Origin of the sequence: Natrialba sp. SSL1, assembly GCF_001861355.1 — an archaeon.
Classification (GTDB): domain Archaea; phylum Halobacteriota; class Halobacteria; order Halobacteriales; family Natrialbaceae; genus Natrialba.
Genome location: NZ_MASN01000034.1, coordinates 89,207 through 104,523, shown reverse-complemented (window position 1 = coordinate 104,523; position 15,317 = coordinate 89,207). Strand labels below are relative to the sequence as shown.

The following is a 15,317-nucleotide window of genomic DNA, read 5'->3' as shown; positions in this document are numbered from 1 at the left end:
AAGATGCGAGCACAAGGATCAACCGACCAAATCGGTGACGTCCATCGTGTTGTTGTTCACCAAACAAATCCCTAATTGTTGTGGTCCGTTCTCCTCGATTATGCAAAAATGAATGAAACAGGCCGACTAGCTGTCGTCGATCAACAGTCCCACTCGTTTTGCCACTCCTCCATTAGCTCGATTTCCGCTTGCTGGGCGTCGATAATCCCCTCTGCCAGTCCAGCAATGCGCTCGGATTCACCTTCGTCCAAGACGTGCTCGGACATTGCGACGGCACCTTCGTGGTGGCGAATCATGTGTTCGGCGAACAGGCAATCGAACTCCTCGTTTTCGGCGCGGCGGAGTTCCCGACTGTCGTCGTGGGTCATCATATGTTCTTGTGGCATCATCTCCTCCATCTCGTCGGGACCCATTCCGTCGCCCATCTCATCGTCATCGTGCATTCCATCATCCATGTCGTCGTCGTGCATCTCGTCATCGTCGTCGTGCATTTCGTCCCCCATCCCGTCGCCGTGCATCATCTCCCCCATCTCGTGGGGCATCATGCTCCCCACCTCGTCACAACCGGCGACGCCGGCATCGTCGAGCAATTCACACATGAGATCGATCTCCGCTTCTTGCTCCTCGATGATCTCTGTCCGGATACCAAGTAATTCCTCCCGGTTGGTTCTCTCGGGGATGAGTTCGGCCATTTGGATCGCACCTTCATGATGCGGAATCATCATCCGTACGAACATGATGTCCACTTCGTTGAACTCAGTATCTTCGTGTTCATCTTCATCGTCCTGTCTTCCAGCGGTCACGTAGCCCGCGAATCCAGCTGTACTCGCCGCTCCAGCCGCACAAAGCATCTGACGTCGCGTTGAGTTAACCATCGTAGTTCTATTATTGTAGTTGTCGGTCAGTGGCTCTCTCCACCAGTCGGTTTACATCCAGTTTCTGCTACGGCGAACGACTAGGCCGATGCCATGTCTCGACAGGAGTCCGCACACTCCCGCAGTACTTCGGCGCAGACCTGGCAGTGGTTGTGATCATGTTGTTCGCACTCGTCTGCACACTCTTTGCAGGCCTCAGCACAGGTTTCAGCGAGCTCGCTACTGTACCCAGACTCTCGGGCCATGAAGCGAGCGTGCATCGTAGTGAGATCAGCGACGTCTCGGCACAGTCGAATGCACCGAGCCATCTCTTCTCCCATCCCGATACACTCGTCGGCACACCACTCACAGGCCTGTGCAGCCTCGAAGCAGTTGTCGATACACTCTGCCATTCGGTCGTTCTCACTCACATGATCGATTTCAGTTAATGCCATCAGAATAGCTCTCACTCATCTAGCAAATAAAACGTGGACTGGAATATGCAACTACCATTGTAGTTGATATTTTCAATCCTCATTGAAGTATTGAGAGCCTCATAACAGCTAACACGAAGTGTTACCCCGTCAGAACAATTGCCAGACGTGACGGTCATACTGGATCATCAGAGTCATGTTTCTCAGCCATCCGCGCGGCTTCGTCAGCGTACCGCTCTTGTACGGCAGGGTCTTCAACAGTCTCAAGATTGGCGTCAGAAGCTTCCTTTGCGGCACTCACTGTATCCAGAGCCTGTGATGCGACCTCTTTCCGAAAGATCTGGCTTCCATCAGGTGTCGCGTGCTTGAGAAGAATAAGATCGCGGTTATTGTACCCGTGTTCAACAAGCCACACACGAACCTCATTGGATTCCGGTGGCATGGCTCCACAAACGAGAACCACGAATTAAGCCATTGGCCTTCAGGGCGTTGGAGATCGTAACTACACTATGGCTGGTGAGAAGAGTGTATGGAAAGGCCTTCTCTCTCATCATCCGTTTGCTATCCTACTCACGGGTAATTGTACACTGACTCAGAAATGTACGTTCGGGATCGTCCTCTTATCAATTTCTCCTATAATATTGTATTAATGACTATATGGACTACGTACTTTTATCGTGGCGTATTGCGGAGTGGGGCGATGGAACAATCTGATCCAGTGTTTCGGCGGGAGATGCTACGACTCTCGGCTGGGGTGATGGCAACTGCTCTCATCGCTGGCTGTCTCAGCGATGGTGAAACAGACAATGGTGATCAAAAAGATGCCCAGAATGGAAACGAGGAGGCAGAAGACGAAACACACGAGGACGGAGAAGGTGACGAACGGGTTACCGACGAAGATGAAGCTGAAGACAACGATGAAGAGGCAGCGAAGGAAGATTGGGAGAACATTGATGAGATCGTGTTAGGTGCCACCACTTCCGGATGGGAGGGTATTGAACCCCAGATCATCGAGGGGGAAGAGAACCCAACACTTGTCCTTACAGAGGGGAAAGAGTACGTCATCACGTGGAAGAACGAAGATGGACAGGCGCACAATATCGAGATCTGGGATGAAAACGAATCCGTCGTTGAAGATTATAAAACCGAACTGATGCAGGACGAAAACGAGACGCAATCTCTTGTGATTGAGGCTCAAGACGATATTGCTGAGTACGTTTGCGAGATCCACTACGACTGGTCGAAACGCGGTGATATCAAAATCGAAACAGATGAATGATACTGCGGTAGCGATTTACCTCAGACGGTCCGCAACACCTATAAAATGATACTCCATCTGCTCGTAACAGCAGTTTTGGCTTTGATACCGTTCGCCATCGGAATTGGCCTCGGTATTTATTTATTCGAATTGCGTTTGCCACTTCTCGTCAGTACCGGTATTCCAGCAATATATTTCACCGGTAATCTCTTGCTCGCGTTAGATCAGCAGGGATTACCGGAAACGGTGTTGGTAGGTCTTTCGCTCGGCCAGAGCCCCGCGGTCATTATGCTCCTCACTGCAATCACGAGCGGACTGTTCCTCGGGATCCTAGTCGGAAACTGGTGGCGTTATTTATAATTGATAGCTATGCAATTACTGATCGATAACATACGGAATAAATCCCATGAAACATCCACTGACTTCAGATGAGAACTTGCCCGGGAGTGCCCTATTAATTCCAACATTAAAGGGAAGATTAGAGATTGATTGTTGGCTATCTGTCTACTCTGGGACGTCAAATCAGAAAATGGCCGAGAGATTCAGGGGGGTTGAATCTGAGACAATTCATAGAAGAATCATATCAATCATAATCTCATCAAGGAGGAACATGAAGACGAATCCGCCGACGAATCCGCTCATGTTCGCGCGAGTGAGCACCCTCGGTGCGTCAAACTGAATGAGGTCGATGACCTGTAAGATCACTTGAACAATCGCACCGATCCCCACGGCAAGGAGTGCAGCTGCCATGACCGGTGAGAAGGCAAAGGCAGCGATCCAGCCGCCAAGCACGACAGGTCCGCCCGCGATCACGCCTAGAGTCGCAAAGTGAAGTAGTGGCGGTGCTTCAGCGTCACGGGCGACGGCAGCGACAATGGTCGGTCCTTCGGTCACATTGTCGAGGATAAATCCGATAATTAACAGCATTGCAAGGGCTGCTTCACCCAGCAAAAGGGAGCTCCCTATTGCAATGCCTTCCCCGAGGCTATGTAACCCGAGTCCGAGCGCGACCAAGTACGCAACGCCGAGCCCGCGATTGCCGCTTTGCTGAGCGCGAGCCAAGCTCCACCGACTCACACCCACCATTAGCAGAAACGTGCCGATGAACGCAGCGATAGCGAGCCCTGCTGCGAGGCTGGGTGAGGGGGCCGCAGCCGCGTACTCAATTGCTTCCTCCGTCATTTCGACGCCGACGAAAGCGAGAACGCCAGCAGAGAGCGCTAACACGATGTGAAGTTTGCTGTGATCGAGAGTCCGCATGAACGGGAACCAAAGCATACCGATCGCAACGGGGACGATACCCACAATTAGACCGATCAGCAGCATCATCGTGAGCATCTCACCAAGGGTAGCGGTTTCCATTGCGGTCAAGTCACCGATCGGAGAGGTGATCGCTAAGAGCGCAATTGCAGCACCGAGAACGATGAACGGGCCAAGAAATAGGACCGAGCGAGGAAGTTTCTCGTACGGCGATTGCGTCATAGACAACCACCATCGGAGCCAGCCATGGTGGGGGCATTACTTGATGTGTTTTTACGCGGTCGAACCGTCATATCCGAACCAGGACCGGAAGGCATTGAGCAGATTTAGATGAGGCTAAACTAAAGTTTACTGGTTAATTTTCCAGGGTCGTTGTGATGCCCTCTTTTCTTTAGATGGCCCTATGTTCTGGATGTCAGTGGTCGTTTATTAAACGCGTCCGAAATGGACCTGGTGGATTATTAAACTTCGCGTTCAATATAATAAGGTCTTTATTCGAGGACTCCGATTAGCGGATATGGATCACTCACGACGTTCAATTTTGGCAAGTGGTGCAGGACTACTCGCTGCGGGATCGCTGGCTGGGTGTCTCGATAATATTGGAGAAGCAAGCGGTAGCGATGGTGTTGATTCCGGATATGGTGCGTTCTTCACTCTCTACAATTGGGGGCAACATGTTGCTGGTGACACTGCCGAGTTCGAGAACGCAGTGCCGGTCGGCGATATGGGCCACGGGTGGGAACCGGAGGGAGATCTCGTTCGAGACATTGCCGAAACGGATGCATTCGTGTATTTCGACCATCCTGAATTCTCGTGGGCTCAAGATATCGCTGAGCAGCTTGAAGCCGACTACGATCATAGTACTGTGATTGACGGCCTCGAAGGACTGGAACTCCTCGACTGGGATGACGATCACGACGACCACGACGACGATCATGATGACGATCACGACGATCATAATTTCGATACCGACCCCCACGCGTGGCTCGATCCAGTCCTCGCAGCGGAGATCGTAGACAACATCGCCGCCGGGCTCTCAGATGCCGATCCCGACAATGCGGACACCTACGAAGAAAACGCTGAGGGATATAAGACCCGCCTTGAAGAAGTTCATAGTCAGTTCCAAGATGTCTTCGAAAACGTTGAGGGTGCCACTATCGTTATTGCCGGGCACGATTCCTACAGTTATATAGAAGAGCGTTATAACGTGGAGATCCACACGCCCGTCGGAGCGTCCCCCAATGAGGAACCGAGTGCAAATGATATCGCGGACACGATCGACGTTGTGAACGAAAACGGGATCGATACGATTCTCTACGATTACTTCGAATCTCCGAACCTCGCTAACACGATTGTCGAAAATAGCGATGCAACGACCGTTGAAGCAATCAGCCCTGTCGAAGGGACAACCGAAGAGTGGACCGACAACGGATGGGGGTGGATCGAACAGATGGAGGAAATCAACCTTCCTGCATTCGAACAAGCACTTGGATCACAGTGACCATAGTCGCCCAGTTGGAGAATGTTACGTTCGCGTACCGCGATCAACTCGCGGTCGAAGACGTCACGCTGTCGGTCAAGGAGGGCGATTTCCTCGGCCTGATCGGGCCGAACGGCTCAGGGAAGACAACCCTCTTGCACCTCATGCTTGGGCTTCTCACTCCTAACCGCGGCTCAATCAAGTTGTTCGGGCAGTCGATAGCGTCATTCGATGAGGGAGAACGCATCGGCTATGTCCCACAACAAGCGACCGACAAGGGCACAACGATGCCTGTCACTGTTCGGGAGGTCGTGACGATGGGCCGGTTTGCGCACACAGAGCATGCACGAGTAACCAGCGAAGATCGCGGCATTGTCAACGATGCGCTCGAAACGGTTGGTATCAGAGCTCTCGCCGGACGGCAGCTCAGTCAACTCTCAGGCGGGCAGCGCCAACGAGCGTACATTGCACGGGCATTGGCGTCAGACGCAGAGTTGCTCGCGCTTGACGAACCCACTGTCGGTGTAGATGCCGAATCCAGAGATATGTTCTACGACCTGCTCGACAACTTGAACGCCGACGGGATGACCATCATCTTGATCGAACACGATATCGGCGTCGTCACTGATCGTGCCAATCGAATCGCCTGTATCAATACCAACCTGTACCACCATAGCGATACTGAATCCTTTGTCGAGAGTGACGCTCTCGCTGAGGCATACGGTTCGACTGGCCGGATCGTCCACCATGACCACTAATGACTAACGATACAACTGAATCAACCGAGTACAGCAGGTCACGCCAACTAACTGGTGGCCGCTCTCTCCGGCGAACAGGTGAACTGATCGGGATCGGCGTGGTCGCACTCCTCTCGATAGTGATGATCTTGTTCGTCGTGTCCTACCGGCTACAAGCGTATCCGGGTACTGGTGTCTTGTATGAGACGTTCGTATTGTTTGGACAGCTTCTTGATCAGATACTCGGGACGAACGTCTTTAAGCATCCGTTTATGTGGTTGTCACTAGCGACTGCTCTCCTCGTCGGGATCGTTGCTCCACTGGTTGGTTCGTTTCTTGTTCACAGGGAGATGGCACTCATCGGAGAAACGCTGGCTCATACTGCGTTCGCAGGCGTGGCTATCGGCTTCCTCTTTGATACAACGACAGGCTGGGGGACTTCAGTGATGCTTTCTGCGCTTGTCGTTGCTATTCTCGGTGCCCTAGCAGTCCAGTGGCTTGCAGAACGAACCAATGCCTATGGTGACGTCCCGATTGCGATTATGCTCACAGGGAGCTTCGCTGTTGCGACGCTCATCATCAGTTATGGCCGAGGCTTCACCGGGATTAATATCGAGGGCTATTTGTTCGGGAACCTCTCAATCGTGACTCCTGAAGGAGCACAGTTGATGGTGCTCCTCACTATCGTCGTTGTCGCTGTTGTGGCGTACACCTATAAGCAGTTGCTGTTCATTACATTCGACGAGCAGGCCGCACGCGTCGCTCAACTCAACGTCACCAGGTACAACGGGCTACTCATTGTCATGACGGCGATTGTCGTTGTCGGGGCAATGCAGATTCTGGGTGTGATTCTCGTGGCTGGAATGCTCGTTATTCCAGTAGCTGCCGCCTCACAAGTAGCTAATAGCTTCCGTGAGACGCTGTATCTCTCGATCTTGTTCGGCCAGGTATCAGTTGTCGGTGGATTTGCCCTGTCGATCTACGGAAGTTTCCCATCAGGAGGGTCAATCGTTGTTGTCTCGATTATTATTTATTTGCTTGCGATAGCGGCTTCTGGCCGTGCGGTCACCTCCCTATCAACTCACTGAACGGAAAATGTTGTTGGAGTACAGCTTAGAAGGTATTATTGCAGGCAGTTGGAAACGGATGAACGAACTATGAGCGTCACGGCTGCATTGGTCGCAGGAAGTGTGATCGGAATCAGACACAGCTTCGAAGCAGACCATATCGCTGCGGTTGCGGCATTGATCGACGACAACGGGATTGACCACGCGGGGCTTATCGGCCTCTTGTGGGGTATCGGACATGGGGTTCCAATCGCAGCGCTTGGCGTCCTGTTTTTGTTCGCTGGAACACAGTTCCCTGACTGGGTACCGTTGTTATTTGAGATCTTCGCAGGCATTGTCTTGATTCTGCTCGGGATACGACTCCTATATTCTAATGTAGATGTCAGTAGTCATTCTCACGAAGAGGATTCACACAACCATCTCCACATCGGCTCAATTTCCCTCGGATTCTCCTATTCTCACCGAGAGGGCGAATCGATGGCGGTCGGTCTCGTCCATGGATTGGCTGGAAGCGGCGCACTTATCGTGCTGTTAGTTGCGACCGCGCCAACCATCGGCGCTGGTCTGTCCTTCCTCGGAGCCTTTTCACTCGCGTCCGTCCTTACAATGGGAATACTCGCATTCCTCTGGGGACGGTTGTTAACCACCACGTATACACGTATCTTACAGATTGTGGCCGGAATTGCTAGTCTCGCCGTCGGTATATTATTATTAATGAACGAACTCTTGGGCATCGAACTGCTCGGACATGAGCACGGCCCTGAGAATGGTGAAGACCATGAACACGCTATTGCGCTACTTGACGCCGGGAACGCTATGAGTGAACTGCTCAGTGTAATACCGCCAGTCTGACACCAAGTATAGAGCCTTTTATCCGAATACTCTTTAGCTTCTCATACCGGAACTCCGCCAAAATGACGTTCAGACGCTCGTGGCAGTTCTTCTTCATTGTCGCCTTATTGGTATTAGCCGGTGTTATAGGCGTTCTGATCGGCGTCATCCCCGAACCGTGGAGCCAGGACCGTGCAACTGTCGAAGTATCGGATGAGGATGAACAGAAAACTGTTGTCGATGTCGTGGTAGCAGACACTCCGAGTGAACGGTACACTGGTCTGAGCGACTACGACTCGCTTGAAGATGGTGAGGGGATGCTGTTCGTTCATGCGACTGAGGATGAGCGGACCTATGTAATGCGTGATATGGACTTCGACATCGATATCATCTTCATCGGAGCCGATGGAGAGATCACGACAATCCATCATGCTCGTGCACCGGAACCAGGTGAGGACGGCGAAGACCTGCGATACACTGGGCAGGCAAAATGGGTTCTTGAGGTACCCCGGGGGTACGCTAACGAGACAGGGATTTCGGAAGGCGATGATATCAGTATTAAGTATCACTGACACCAGGTGGTTTCGACGCTTTCAAAAGAGGAATCAAAAACGAGGAACTGAACAAAGTGAGTTGAGCACAACGGCTACTCTCTAAAATCCGACTATATTTACCATTCTAAATATGATTTGTTTCCCACCATGAAAGCACTCTCTAACGATTGGCGCTCCGTCATAGAGCCATAACAAGAAGGTGAGTACAGCGACCCCGGCTTGTATCCATATGTATATCGAGAAATCGGCCACCAGAACTTGATTCTGATATCGTCCAAACAAACTCATAGAGTATTCAACAAACCCCGGGGGATACTCGTATGAACCTACTGGGGCTAGCGGCCAGAGCATCAGTTCGTACTGGATCTTTTGACTGGTAGCGTAATGGTGGAGGATATCCGAAGGTGAATGAAGGAGATAACCGATGCCGAATGCAATACCGATCCGCGTCTGCTCCACTGATCGGGCAAGCCATCCGATAACAAGTGCTAACGGGATTGCAAAGAAGATAGAATGTCCTAGCGCATATCCTGTCTCGAAAAAACCATATTCCCATGCGAGCGGCTTGTCAATTATATCTGGGAGGACAGATGCAAAGACGGCAGCAATCGCTTCAAAGCCAGTTGGTGAATCTCGATAGTATAGATGACAGAACAACGAATACGCGAGATACCCTATGATCGCATGTTCCCATGGCCACATACTGTTGGTTCAGATCCTCACTAAGTTGTTAGTTATATATGGGATAATGAGACTCGGGTATTAGCCCTAATCCGACCTATCAGCGGTGATCGTCTGAAGTCGGTCAAGATTTCGGGTCTTTGCGTTTTCGCGGAGGAAGATAACAATGAACAGATCGCTACCATTTTGCAGAGTCCGACCCTGACAACAGGTAATGGCGATTCCTACCGAGCAATTGTCAACGATGTTCGACCAGCTGACAACAGGGGACGCACTCCCCGAGCGAGACCAGATTCCTCGATACCTCGCACCCGTCCCTGAGTGGATTGAGAACCTCGGTCTTCGCCTCGCATGGCTCGTCGTAGCGGTCAATCTTGTGGGTACAGTTTTTGGGTTTTGGTTCTATACCTTTGAGACCGGACAACTCCTAGAAACCCCGACAGTCATGTGGCCGTTCGTTCCCGACAGTCCGATGGCGACGTTCTTTGCGGCAGCGGCTATCGCTGCTTGGAAGCTCGGACAACCGCGTGAGTGGCTGACAGCGCTAGCTTTTTACGGTAACCTAACCTTTGGGGCTTGGACCCCGCTTGTACTCTTAGTCGCACTGCCTGAATACAGCGATCTCCTGATGTGGAACGTATTGTTCTGGACCCACCTCGCTATGGTCGTTCAGGCACTGGTACTCCACCGGATCGGCGACTTCCCGCCATGGGCAGTTGGTATCGCATTATTGTGGTACGGGACTGGACTTATTGTTGACTACTTTGTACCGGTAATCGGGGACTCTCCCCACCATACTGTGCTTCCGATTCCGCGCGAGTATCCGGTGGCGCTTGGTGCAACTGCGTTTGACGTCGCTGCCGCCGGTGCCGTTGTATTAACGCTGCTCGCAACGTATCTTGCTTTCATGATCCGACTCCAGAAGGTCGCTATAGATTAATCATTATGGTATGTTAATGATTTAGCAACTACTTGAGAAGCATTTAACCTGATAGTTCCGCTATTAATATGGATGAATAGGGTGTCTTACTCTCTTTGTATATAACCTTCAATACATTATTTATCACGCACACGCTTGATGAATGCGGCCCATTGGAGCGTCAAGACGATAGCCACGATCGCCAGAAACCAAAAGCGGAACCAGTTCGGGTCAGATGGCGGAGGGTTCTGGAAGACGAGATTGCGGAGGCTGAGCTCGTAGTGGAGAAACAAGTAATACCCTGCATGGAGGGCGACGAGGTAGAAGATTACGTACGCATACCGTTGTACGTGCTTCCACTGGCGCTGACCTAGCGTGCGCACGGCCCGATCAGATGAAATGGCGGCGAGAACGAGCGCCCAGAAGAGGGCTACGATCCCGATGAGGTTGGCAAGCCCGAACCCGGGATCAGTCAACACATATTCGCCGACCTCAGGGAGATACTCGAACCCGAACAGCCGTCGCACAGACCACCTCGCCCAGCCGTCCCAGACGAGATACGCGTGCACGGTGGCCGTCAGCGCGAACCAGATGCCAAATGCCCGTCGCCACTTCACGAGTGGTGCTGCCGGTCGCCAAAGTACGGTGAGGGGGCCGATTGCGAGCGCGATAGCGAGCAGGATAAAGGCGGTGTCTCCCATGGCACGCCAGAGCCGCATCTCAGGATCCCACTGCATGCGGCTCAGCCAGAATATGTACGTTAACAGGACGGCCAGGAGCGCGACGCCGAGGTGCCGGCGCAGACCATTTTCATTTGGTGATGGTCGATCCTGTTTGCTGTCTTGATCCTGTTTACTGTCTTGATCCTGTTTACTGTCTTGCTGGTTTGCGCGCTTCCTCATGCTTGATCTTTAACACCCTCCTTATGATCGTCGTATAATGATACTCCTGCGGTTCCCCACTTTCTGGGAATCCGCCACTCGTTCATGCAGTCTCCTGCTTTATCTCCTGGTGAGCAGCCAATCAGTTACCCGTCCAACGAAACCCCGCACCATCCTACTCATGCCGATTTCTCCCACAACCTGGTTGGAACAATCCTCAAATGACCTGATAGCGGACATACCGCAGCGACTAAAGCAGGTTGATCAAGCGATCGCCGCCTGGATGGGTCGGTGGAGCGTTCCGATATTGCGCGTCGCACTTGGAGTCGTGTTCATTTGGTTCGGGGCCTTGAAGATATTTGAAGTAAGTCCCGTTGTTGACCTGGTTGCGGCGACAGTCTATATCGTCCCGCCGGAGGTATTTGTCCCGGTTCTGGGCGTCTGGGAGGTACTGATCGGGCTGAGTATGCTTTACCGACCATTCATCCGCGTTGGCATTTTCCTGTTGTTTCTCCAGATGCCGGGCACTTTCCTACCACTCGTTCTCTTGCCCGATGTGACGTTCATCACGTTCCCGTACGCACTGACCGTCGAAGGTCAGTACATCATCAAGAATCTCGTTATTATTGGAGCCGCGCTCGTCGTTGGGAGCACTGTCCAAGGCGAACAGCCCGAGGAATGAGTCTGATTGAACACCGAGACTAACGGTGGTTTCCCACCTGTTGGGAATCCACCATTCGCTCATACTGTCTCCACGCTACCTCCCGCTAGAGAACGCCACGCTACCAGAGATACACAGCACTCCGATACACCCTAACTTATGACCGAGATGATTGCCAACTCGGACGACCAACGAACAGCCCACCAGGCAGAGAACGAGCCCACTCGAAATCAGCACCACGTTACGTGTGCAGAGATCCAACAAACGTTAGCACGATCACAATCCGTGACTTATACAAGAGCTTCTGGACGTGTACGGGGGAATACGGTGACCGATAGATGAGCCGCGAGCGAATCGAGCGAGAGGTTCTCAAAGCGCTTGCTGCACAGGCACCGCTTCACGTGATGGATCTCTCCAACATAATCACTGAGCATCCGGTATCGGTCGATCTGGCCTGCGCTCGTCTCCACAAGCAGAACCAGACTTTCCCTGTCGGCCGTGGGGTGTACGACGTTACTGATCGTGGCTGGCGACGTCTTGAGGCGCTGGATGACGGTCAGCAAGAGAGCAGCCGACTTGAGGGCTAACATTTCAATCTTTGTGAAATTCCTTGATTCACAAATCAGAACTCTATAGACCCCATCTAACGCAGAACTTGGTAATGGTACGTGATCCAGCGGACACCGGGGATACACCTGCGTTACAGGATGTTCTCAGTGCGCTGGACGACCCGGATTGCCGTGCAATTCTCAGAGAAGCTAGTGAACCCATGACAGCAGCTGAACTCACCGACACGTGTGACATCTCGAAATCAACGGTGTACCGAAAGTTGGATCGCCTCAGTCAAGCATCGTTAGTCCGCGAACGTATTGAAGTGCATCCTGAGGGCGGGCGGATCACGCGGTACGAGCGTGACGTGACCGACGTTACGATCTCGGTAGACGATGATGAAGAGTTTTCGGTCGCAATCGACCGGCCAGCTCGCGGCGTAGACGAGGGGCTTGCTGACATGTGGTCGAAGATGGGGGGCGAGATATGAGTCTGATGTTCGACACTGCTATTGTTGTGCTAAAGACGCTTATCCTGCTTCTTGGAGGCGGGGTGACAGTTATTGCGTATAAAGCATATCGGAGGACTGGAGCTCCATCGCTTCGTGTCCTGGCGGTGGGCTTTGGGACGATCACCTTCGGGGCGCTCCTCGCGGGAATCGCCAATCAGCTCCTTGGCGTATCATTGAAAGCCGGGATCTTGGTGGAAAGCCTGTTCTTAGCCCTTGGATTTATGATCATCATCTATTCGCTATATATCGAGCGTCACCTATAGCCATGTCCAATACTCAAATACACAGATTGAAACAAGAACTAAAATACACTGTTTATGGATAGCTGGTGGAAATACGGGGATGAAGGTGCATGCTTAGTCACGAAACGAGATGTCATTGGGCTCGTGCTCATCGGGAGTATTCTCACTGCGGCCCTCGTATTTTCCGACTCTCACGCTCTTATTATCCTTACTGAAGCCTCCAGTTCTCCCTGGTTTCTTCTTTTGATTTTCGTTGTCTACTTATTTCGTCCTTTTTTTGGTTGGCCTCATGGCATTTTTCCTACGGCGATCGGATTCATCTATGGATTCCGATTAGGATTAATTATTGGTCTGATTGGAGGGATTGTAACTGTTCTCCCACTATATATTGTTGGAAGATATTTCAAAACAACGACTGGATTACTTGCCAAGGCAAGCGAGGTGAGTGACCGGTTTTTCACGACTACGGGAGAAACACGTGGAGTTATTGGGGCGCGATTAACACCACTCCCGACCGATGTTGTCGCATACGCAGCAGGGATTGCAGGAGTTCGAATCCACTCATATCTCATTGGAATGTTTGTCGGCGGAATTCCGTGGGTAATTGGCTTCGTATACATCGGCGCAGCTGCGCAGACACTAAACATCGATACCGCACAAATCCCACCTTCATCTGTACTTCTACTTGCAACCTTGGGGGTATTCTTGCTACTGGGATATCCAATATTCCAAAAGATGAGAAAGGATGTTAAGTAAGGGTCAGGGTTCTTCAACCGTGAAGGCGGCCTTCATATCGGCCTCTAAATGTTCACTGATATGGCAATGAGCCAGCCAAGTTCCTGGATTGGACATCGGGACCGTGATCACAACTTCACTCCCAGCTGAAACGTGCACCGTGTCCTTCCAGGAGGGATGCGGGTTTGGTTCCCCATCAATTGTGTCCACGAGGAAGTGGACTCCGTGAAGGTGAATTGGATGCTGCATAGGATGCTCGGAATCAGGGAGATTCACGATTTTGATGCGCGCAAACCTACCGTGCTCAAATGACGGGTTGATCTCCATGTTCTCGCCGCCTGTTTCTTGATCTCGGATGATATGCGTAACCAGCTCATTCGTGCTCATCTCGTTCATGTCCTCCATGTCGTCTTCCCACTCGATCGGCGGCGGCCCTTCTCCATGATCCATCCCGTCCATATCGTCGTGATCCATGTCGCCCATGCCCATCATCTCATGGAGCTCATGATCCATGTCGATATCAAGCTCCCAGGTAATGTCTACTGGTTCGTCAGACCTAGCAATCGCCTCGGAAAGATCCTCTTCGGCGCGTTCGTGCGGTTCCATCGGTACATTCAACGTGTCTACTACGTCGGCGTCAGTGGATTCGACCAAGCCGAGTTCGTTCTCTCCATGGGGGCTCGTATGCACGAGGCGAACGTCACCTGCTTCAGGCATCACGATGTCCACAGTCGCCCGTTCAGAGGGGGATAAAAGCACCTCAGAGAGGGTAGTTGGCTCAGGAAGAAATCCACCATCCAGACCGATGAGCTCCATATGCTCAGCTCCCTCTGCGGTTACTTGGAAAGGACGCGCGTTGGCGACATTCAGCAGATGTAGCCGGATGCGTTCTCCAGGATCAGCTTCTGTGACCCATTCACTTACCCCGTTTGTAAGCATGTGGTTTCCAAACCGTCCCATCATAGCATGATTAGTGGCTTCTTCCCAGAATGGATATACATCATCGTCAGCAATTTTCAGGTCGCTCAGGAAGAGAATCTCTTCCCGTGGCCACTCCCTACCCTCTTCGCGCGGACCTTCAACGATTATTGCTCCGCGCAGTCCGAGATTCTGCTGAAGATCTTCGCGCAGGTGCGGGTGATACCAGAAAGCACCTTCATCAGGGAATTTTAGCGTGTATTCGAACGTGTCACCGGGCTTGATGGGATCCTGCGTCATGTCTGGAACACCATCGTTCTCTACATCCAGACGGAGTCCGTGCCAGTGAACGGTAGTCTCGTACGGTAGTTCGTTCACGAATTCAATATCAATCTCCGATCCTTGTGGTACACGTAGTGTTGGGCCTGGAAGCTGCCCGTTGTATGCGTACATGGCAATTTCGTTTCCAACGCCGGGATCATGTCGTACAACTTCAGCGTTAAGAGTGTAGGTGTCGCCGTCTTCAAGATAGATCTCCTCAGTTTCTTGCACATCGGATAACCCCTCGATTGACCGATCAATCGGGGTAAAGCCATCCTCAGACTCCTCATCACCATCTCCATGATCACCGTGATCGCCCTCACCGTTCGTACCCTCATTGTCAGTACTGGTGCAACCAGCAATTGCAACAAGGCTCGTGGCGCCCGCACCACTCATCAATAGTTTTCGACGCGAAAGTTCCATG

Annotated in this window: 19 protein-coding genes; 12 read left to right on the top strand and 7 right to left on the bottom strand. The window is 52.0% G+C overall.

Annotation, left to right across the window (positions count from 1 at the left end; translation table 11 throughout):
- Positions 1-140: 140 nt before the first annotated feature.
- From BBD46_RS10805 to BBD46_RS10795, 3 genes are all read right to left on the bottom strand, one after another.
- Entirely contained in the window at positions 141-851 is a 711-nt protein-coding gene (locus BBD46_RS10805; RefSeq protein WP_084777739.1) for a DUF305 domain-containing protein, read from the bottom strand.
- A gap of 104 nt (positions 852-955) precedes the next feature.
- Positions 956-1,309: a four-helix bundle copper-binding protein gene (locus BBD46_RS10800; protein ID WP_071401707.1), complete on the bottom strand. Its 354-nt coding sequence runs from the start codon at positions 1,307-1,309 to the stop codon at positions 956-958.
- 154 nt (positions 1,310-1,463) lie between these two features.
- Entirely contained in the window at positions 1,464-1,730 is a 267-nt protein-coding gene (locus tag BBD46_RS10795) for a hypothetical protein (RefSeq protein ID WP_071401706.1), read from the bottom strand.
- A gap of 258 nt (positions 1,731-1,988) precedes the next feature.
- Here BBD46_RS10795 and BBD46_RS10790 point away from each other — a divergent pair, with 258 nt between their 5' ends.
- On the top strand, positions 1,989-2,567 hold the full coding sequence (locus tag BBD46_RS10790) for a cupredoxin domain-containing protein (protein WP_071401705.1): 579 nt from the start codon (positions 1,989-1,991) through the stop codon (positions 2,565-2,567).
- A 546-nt stretch (positions 2,568-3,113) separates the two neighbouring features.
- Here BBD46_RS10790 and BBD46_RS10780 read toward each other — a convergent pair.
- A complete protein-coding gene (locus BBD46_RS10780; protein WP_071401703.1) occupies positions 3,114-4,028 on the bottom strand; it encodes a ZIP family metal transporter in 915 nt (304 codons plus the stop codon).
- Positions 4,029-4,323: 295 nt separating this feature from the next.
- On the opposite strand from BBD46_RS10780, the gene BBD46_RS10775 reads away from it, so the two are divergent.
- From BBD46_RS10775 to BBD46_RS10755, 5 genes are all read left to right on the top strand, one after another.
- On the top strand, positions 4,324-5,307 hold the full coding sequence (locus BBD46_RS10775; protein ID WP_071401702.1) for a metal ABC transporter substrate-binding protein: 984 nt from the start codon (positions 4,324-4,326) through the stop codon (positions 5,305-5,307).
- Positions 5,304-6,044: a metal ABC transporter ATP-binding protein gene (locus tag BBD46_RS10770; protein ID WP_071401701.1), complete on the top strand. Its 741-nt coding sequence runs from the start codon at positions 5,304-5,306 to the stop codon at positions 6,042-6,044. Before BBD46_RS10775 ends, BBD46_RS10770 begins: the two co-directional genes overlap by 4 nt.
- Positions 6,044-7,111 carry a metal ABC transporter permease gene (locus tag BBD46_RS10765; protein WP_071401700.1) on the top strand — a complete coding sequence of 356 codons (1,068 nt, stop codon included), beginning with the start codon at positions 6,044-6,046 and terminating at the stop codon, positions 7,109-7,111. The genes BBD46_RS10770 and BBD46_RS10765 overlap by 1 nt, the downstream gene beginning before the upstream one ends.
- A gap of 69 nt (positions 7,112-7,180) precedes the next feature.
- Complete coding sequence (locus tag BBD46_RS10760; protein ID WP_071401699.1) at positions 7,181-7,942, top strand: hypothetical protein; 762 nt, start codon at positions 7,181-7,183, stop codon at positions 7,940-7,942.
- 62 nt (positions 7,943-8,004) lie between these two features.
- On the top strand, positions 8,005-8,493 hold the full coding sequence (locus BBD46_RS10755) for a DUF192 domain-containing protein (RefSeq protein ID WP_071401698.1): 489 nt from the start codon (positions 8,005-8,007) through the stop codon (positions 8,491-8,493).
- An 81-nt stretch (positions 8,494-8,574) separates the two neighbouring features.
- Here the strand turns inward: BBD46_RS10755 and BBD46_RS10750 are convergent, their stop codons facing one another.
- A complete protein-coding gene (locus BBD46_RS10750; protein ID WP_071401697.1) occupies positions 8,575-9,177 on the bottom strand; it encodes a metal-dependent hydrolase in 603 nt (200 codons plus the stop codon).
- A gap of 193 nt (positions 9,178-9,370) precedes the next feature.
- Here BBD46_RS10750 and BBD46_RS10745 point away from each other — a divergent pair, with 193 nt between their 5' ends.
- Positions 9,371-10,096, top strand: a complete 726-nt coding sequence (locus BBD46_RS10745; RefSeq protein ID WP_253184548.1) for a DUF1405 domain-containing protein — start codon at positions 9,371-9,373, stop codon at positions 10,094-10,096.
- Between the two features lie 116 nt (positions 10,097-10,212).
- Here the strand turns inward: BBD46_RS10745 and BBD46_RS10740 are convergent, their stop codons facing one another.
- On the bottom strand, positions 10,213-10,977 hold the full coding sequence (locus tag BBD46_RS10740) for a ferric reductase-like transmembrane domain-containing protein (protein ID WP_084777737.1): 765 nt from the start codon (positions 10,975-10,977) through the stop codon (positions 10,213-10,215).
- A gap of 217 nt (positions 10,978-11,194) precedes the next feature.
- On the opposite strand from BBD46_RS10740, the gene BBD46_RS10735 reads away from it, so the two are divergent.
- The 5 genes from BBD46_RS10735 (at position 11,195) to BBD46_RS21625 (ending at position 13,675) form a co-directional block, all read left to right on the top strand.
- Positions 11,195-11,638: a DoxX family membrane protein gene (locus BBD46_RS10735; RefSeq protein WP_394326827.1), complete on the top strand. Its 444-nt coding sequence runs from the start codon at positions 11,195-11,197 to the stop codon at positions 11,636-11,638.
- Positions 11,639-11,955: 317 nt separating this feature from the next.
- Positions 11,956-12,204, top strand: a complete 249-nt coding sequence (locus BBD46_RS22185) for a transcriptional regulator (protein ID WP_139173570.1) — start codon at positions 11,956-11,958, stop codon at positions 12,202-12,204.
- Positions 12,205-12,278: 74 nt separating this feature from the next.
- Positions 12,279-12,656, top strand: a complete 378-nt coding sequence (locus tag BBD46_RS10725) for a winged helix-turn-helix domain-containing protein (protein WP_071401695.1) — start codon at positions 12,279-12,281, stop codon at positions 12,654-12,656.
- Positions 12,653-12,940, top strand: coding sequence for a DUF7521 family protein (locus BBD46_RS10720; protein WP_071401694.1), 288 nt, complete (start codon positions 12,653-12,655; stop codon positions 12,938-12,940). The genes BBD46_RS10725 and BBD46_RS10720 overlap by 4 nt, the downstream gene beginning before the upstream one ends.
- 54 nt (positions 12,941-12,994) lie before the next feature.
- The gene (locus BBD46_RS21625; RefSeq protein WP_084777736.1) at positions 12,995-13,675 is read left to right on the top strand and encodes a TVP38/TMEM64 family protein; all 681 of its coding nucleotides are present in this window, start codon (positions 12,995-12,997) and stop codon (positions 13,673-13,675) included.
- 3 nt (positions 13,676-13,678) lie between these two features.
- Here BBD46_RS21625 and BBD46_RS10715 read toward each other — a convergent pair whose 3' ends face one another.
- The gene (locus tag BBD46_RS10715) at positions 13,679-15,289 is read right to left on the bottom strand and encodes a multicopper oxidase family protein (protein ID WP_171908193.1); all 1,611 of its coding nucleotides are present in this window, start codon (positions 15,287-15,289) and stop codon (positions 13,679-13,681) included.
- Between the last annotated feature and the right edge of the window lie 28 nt (positions 15,290-15,317).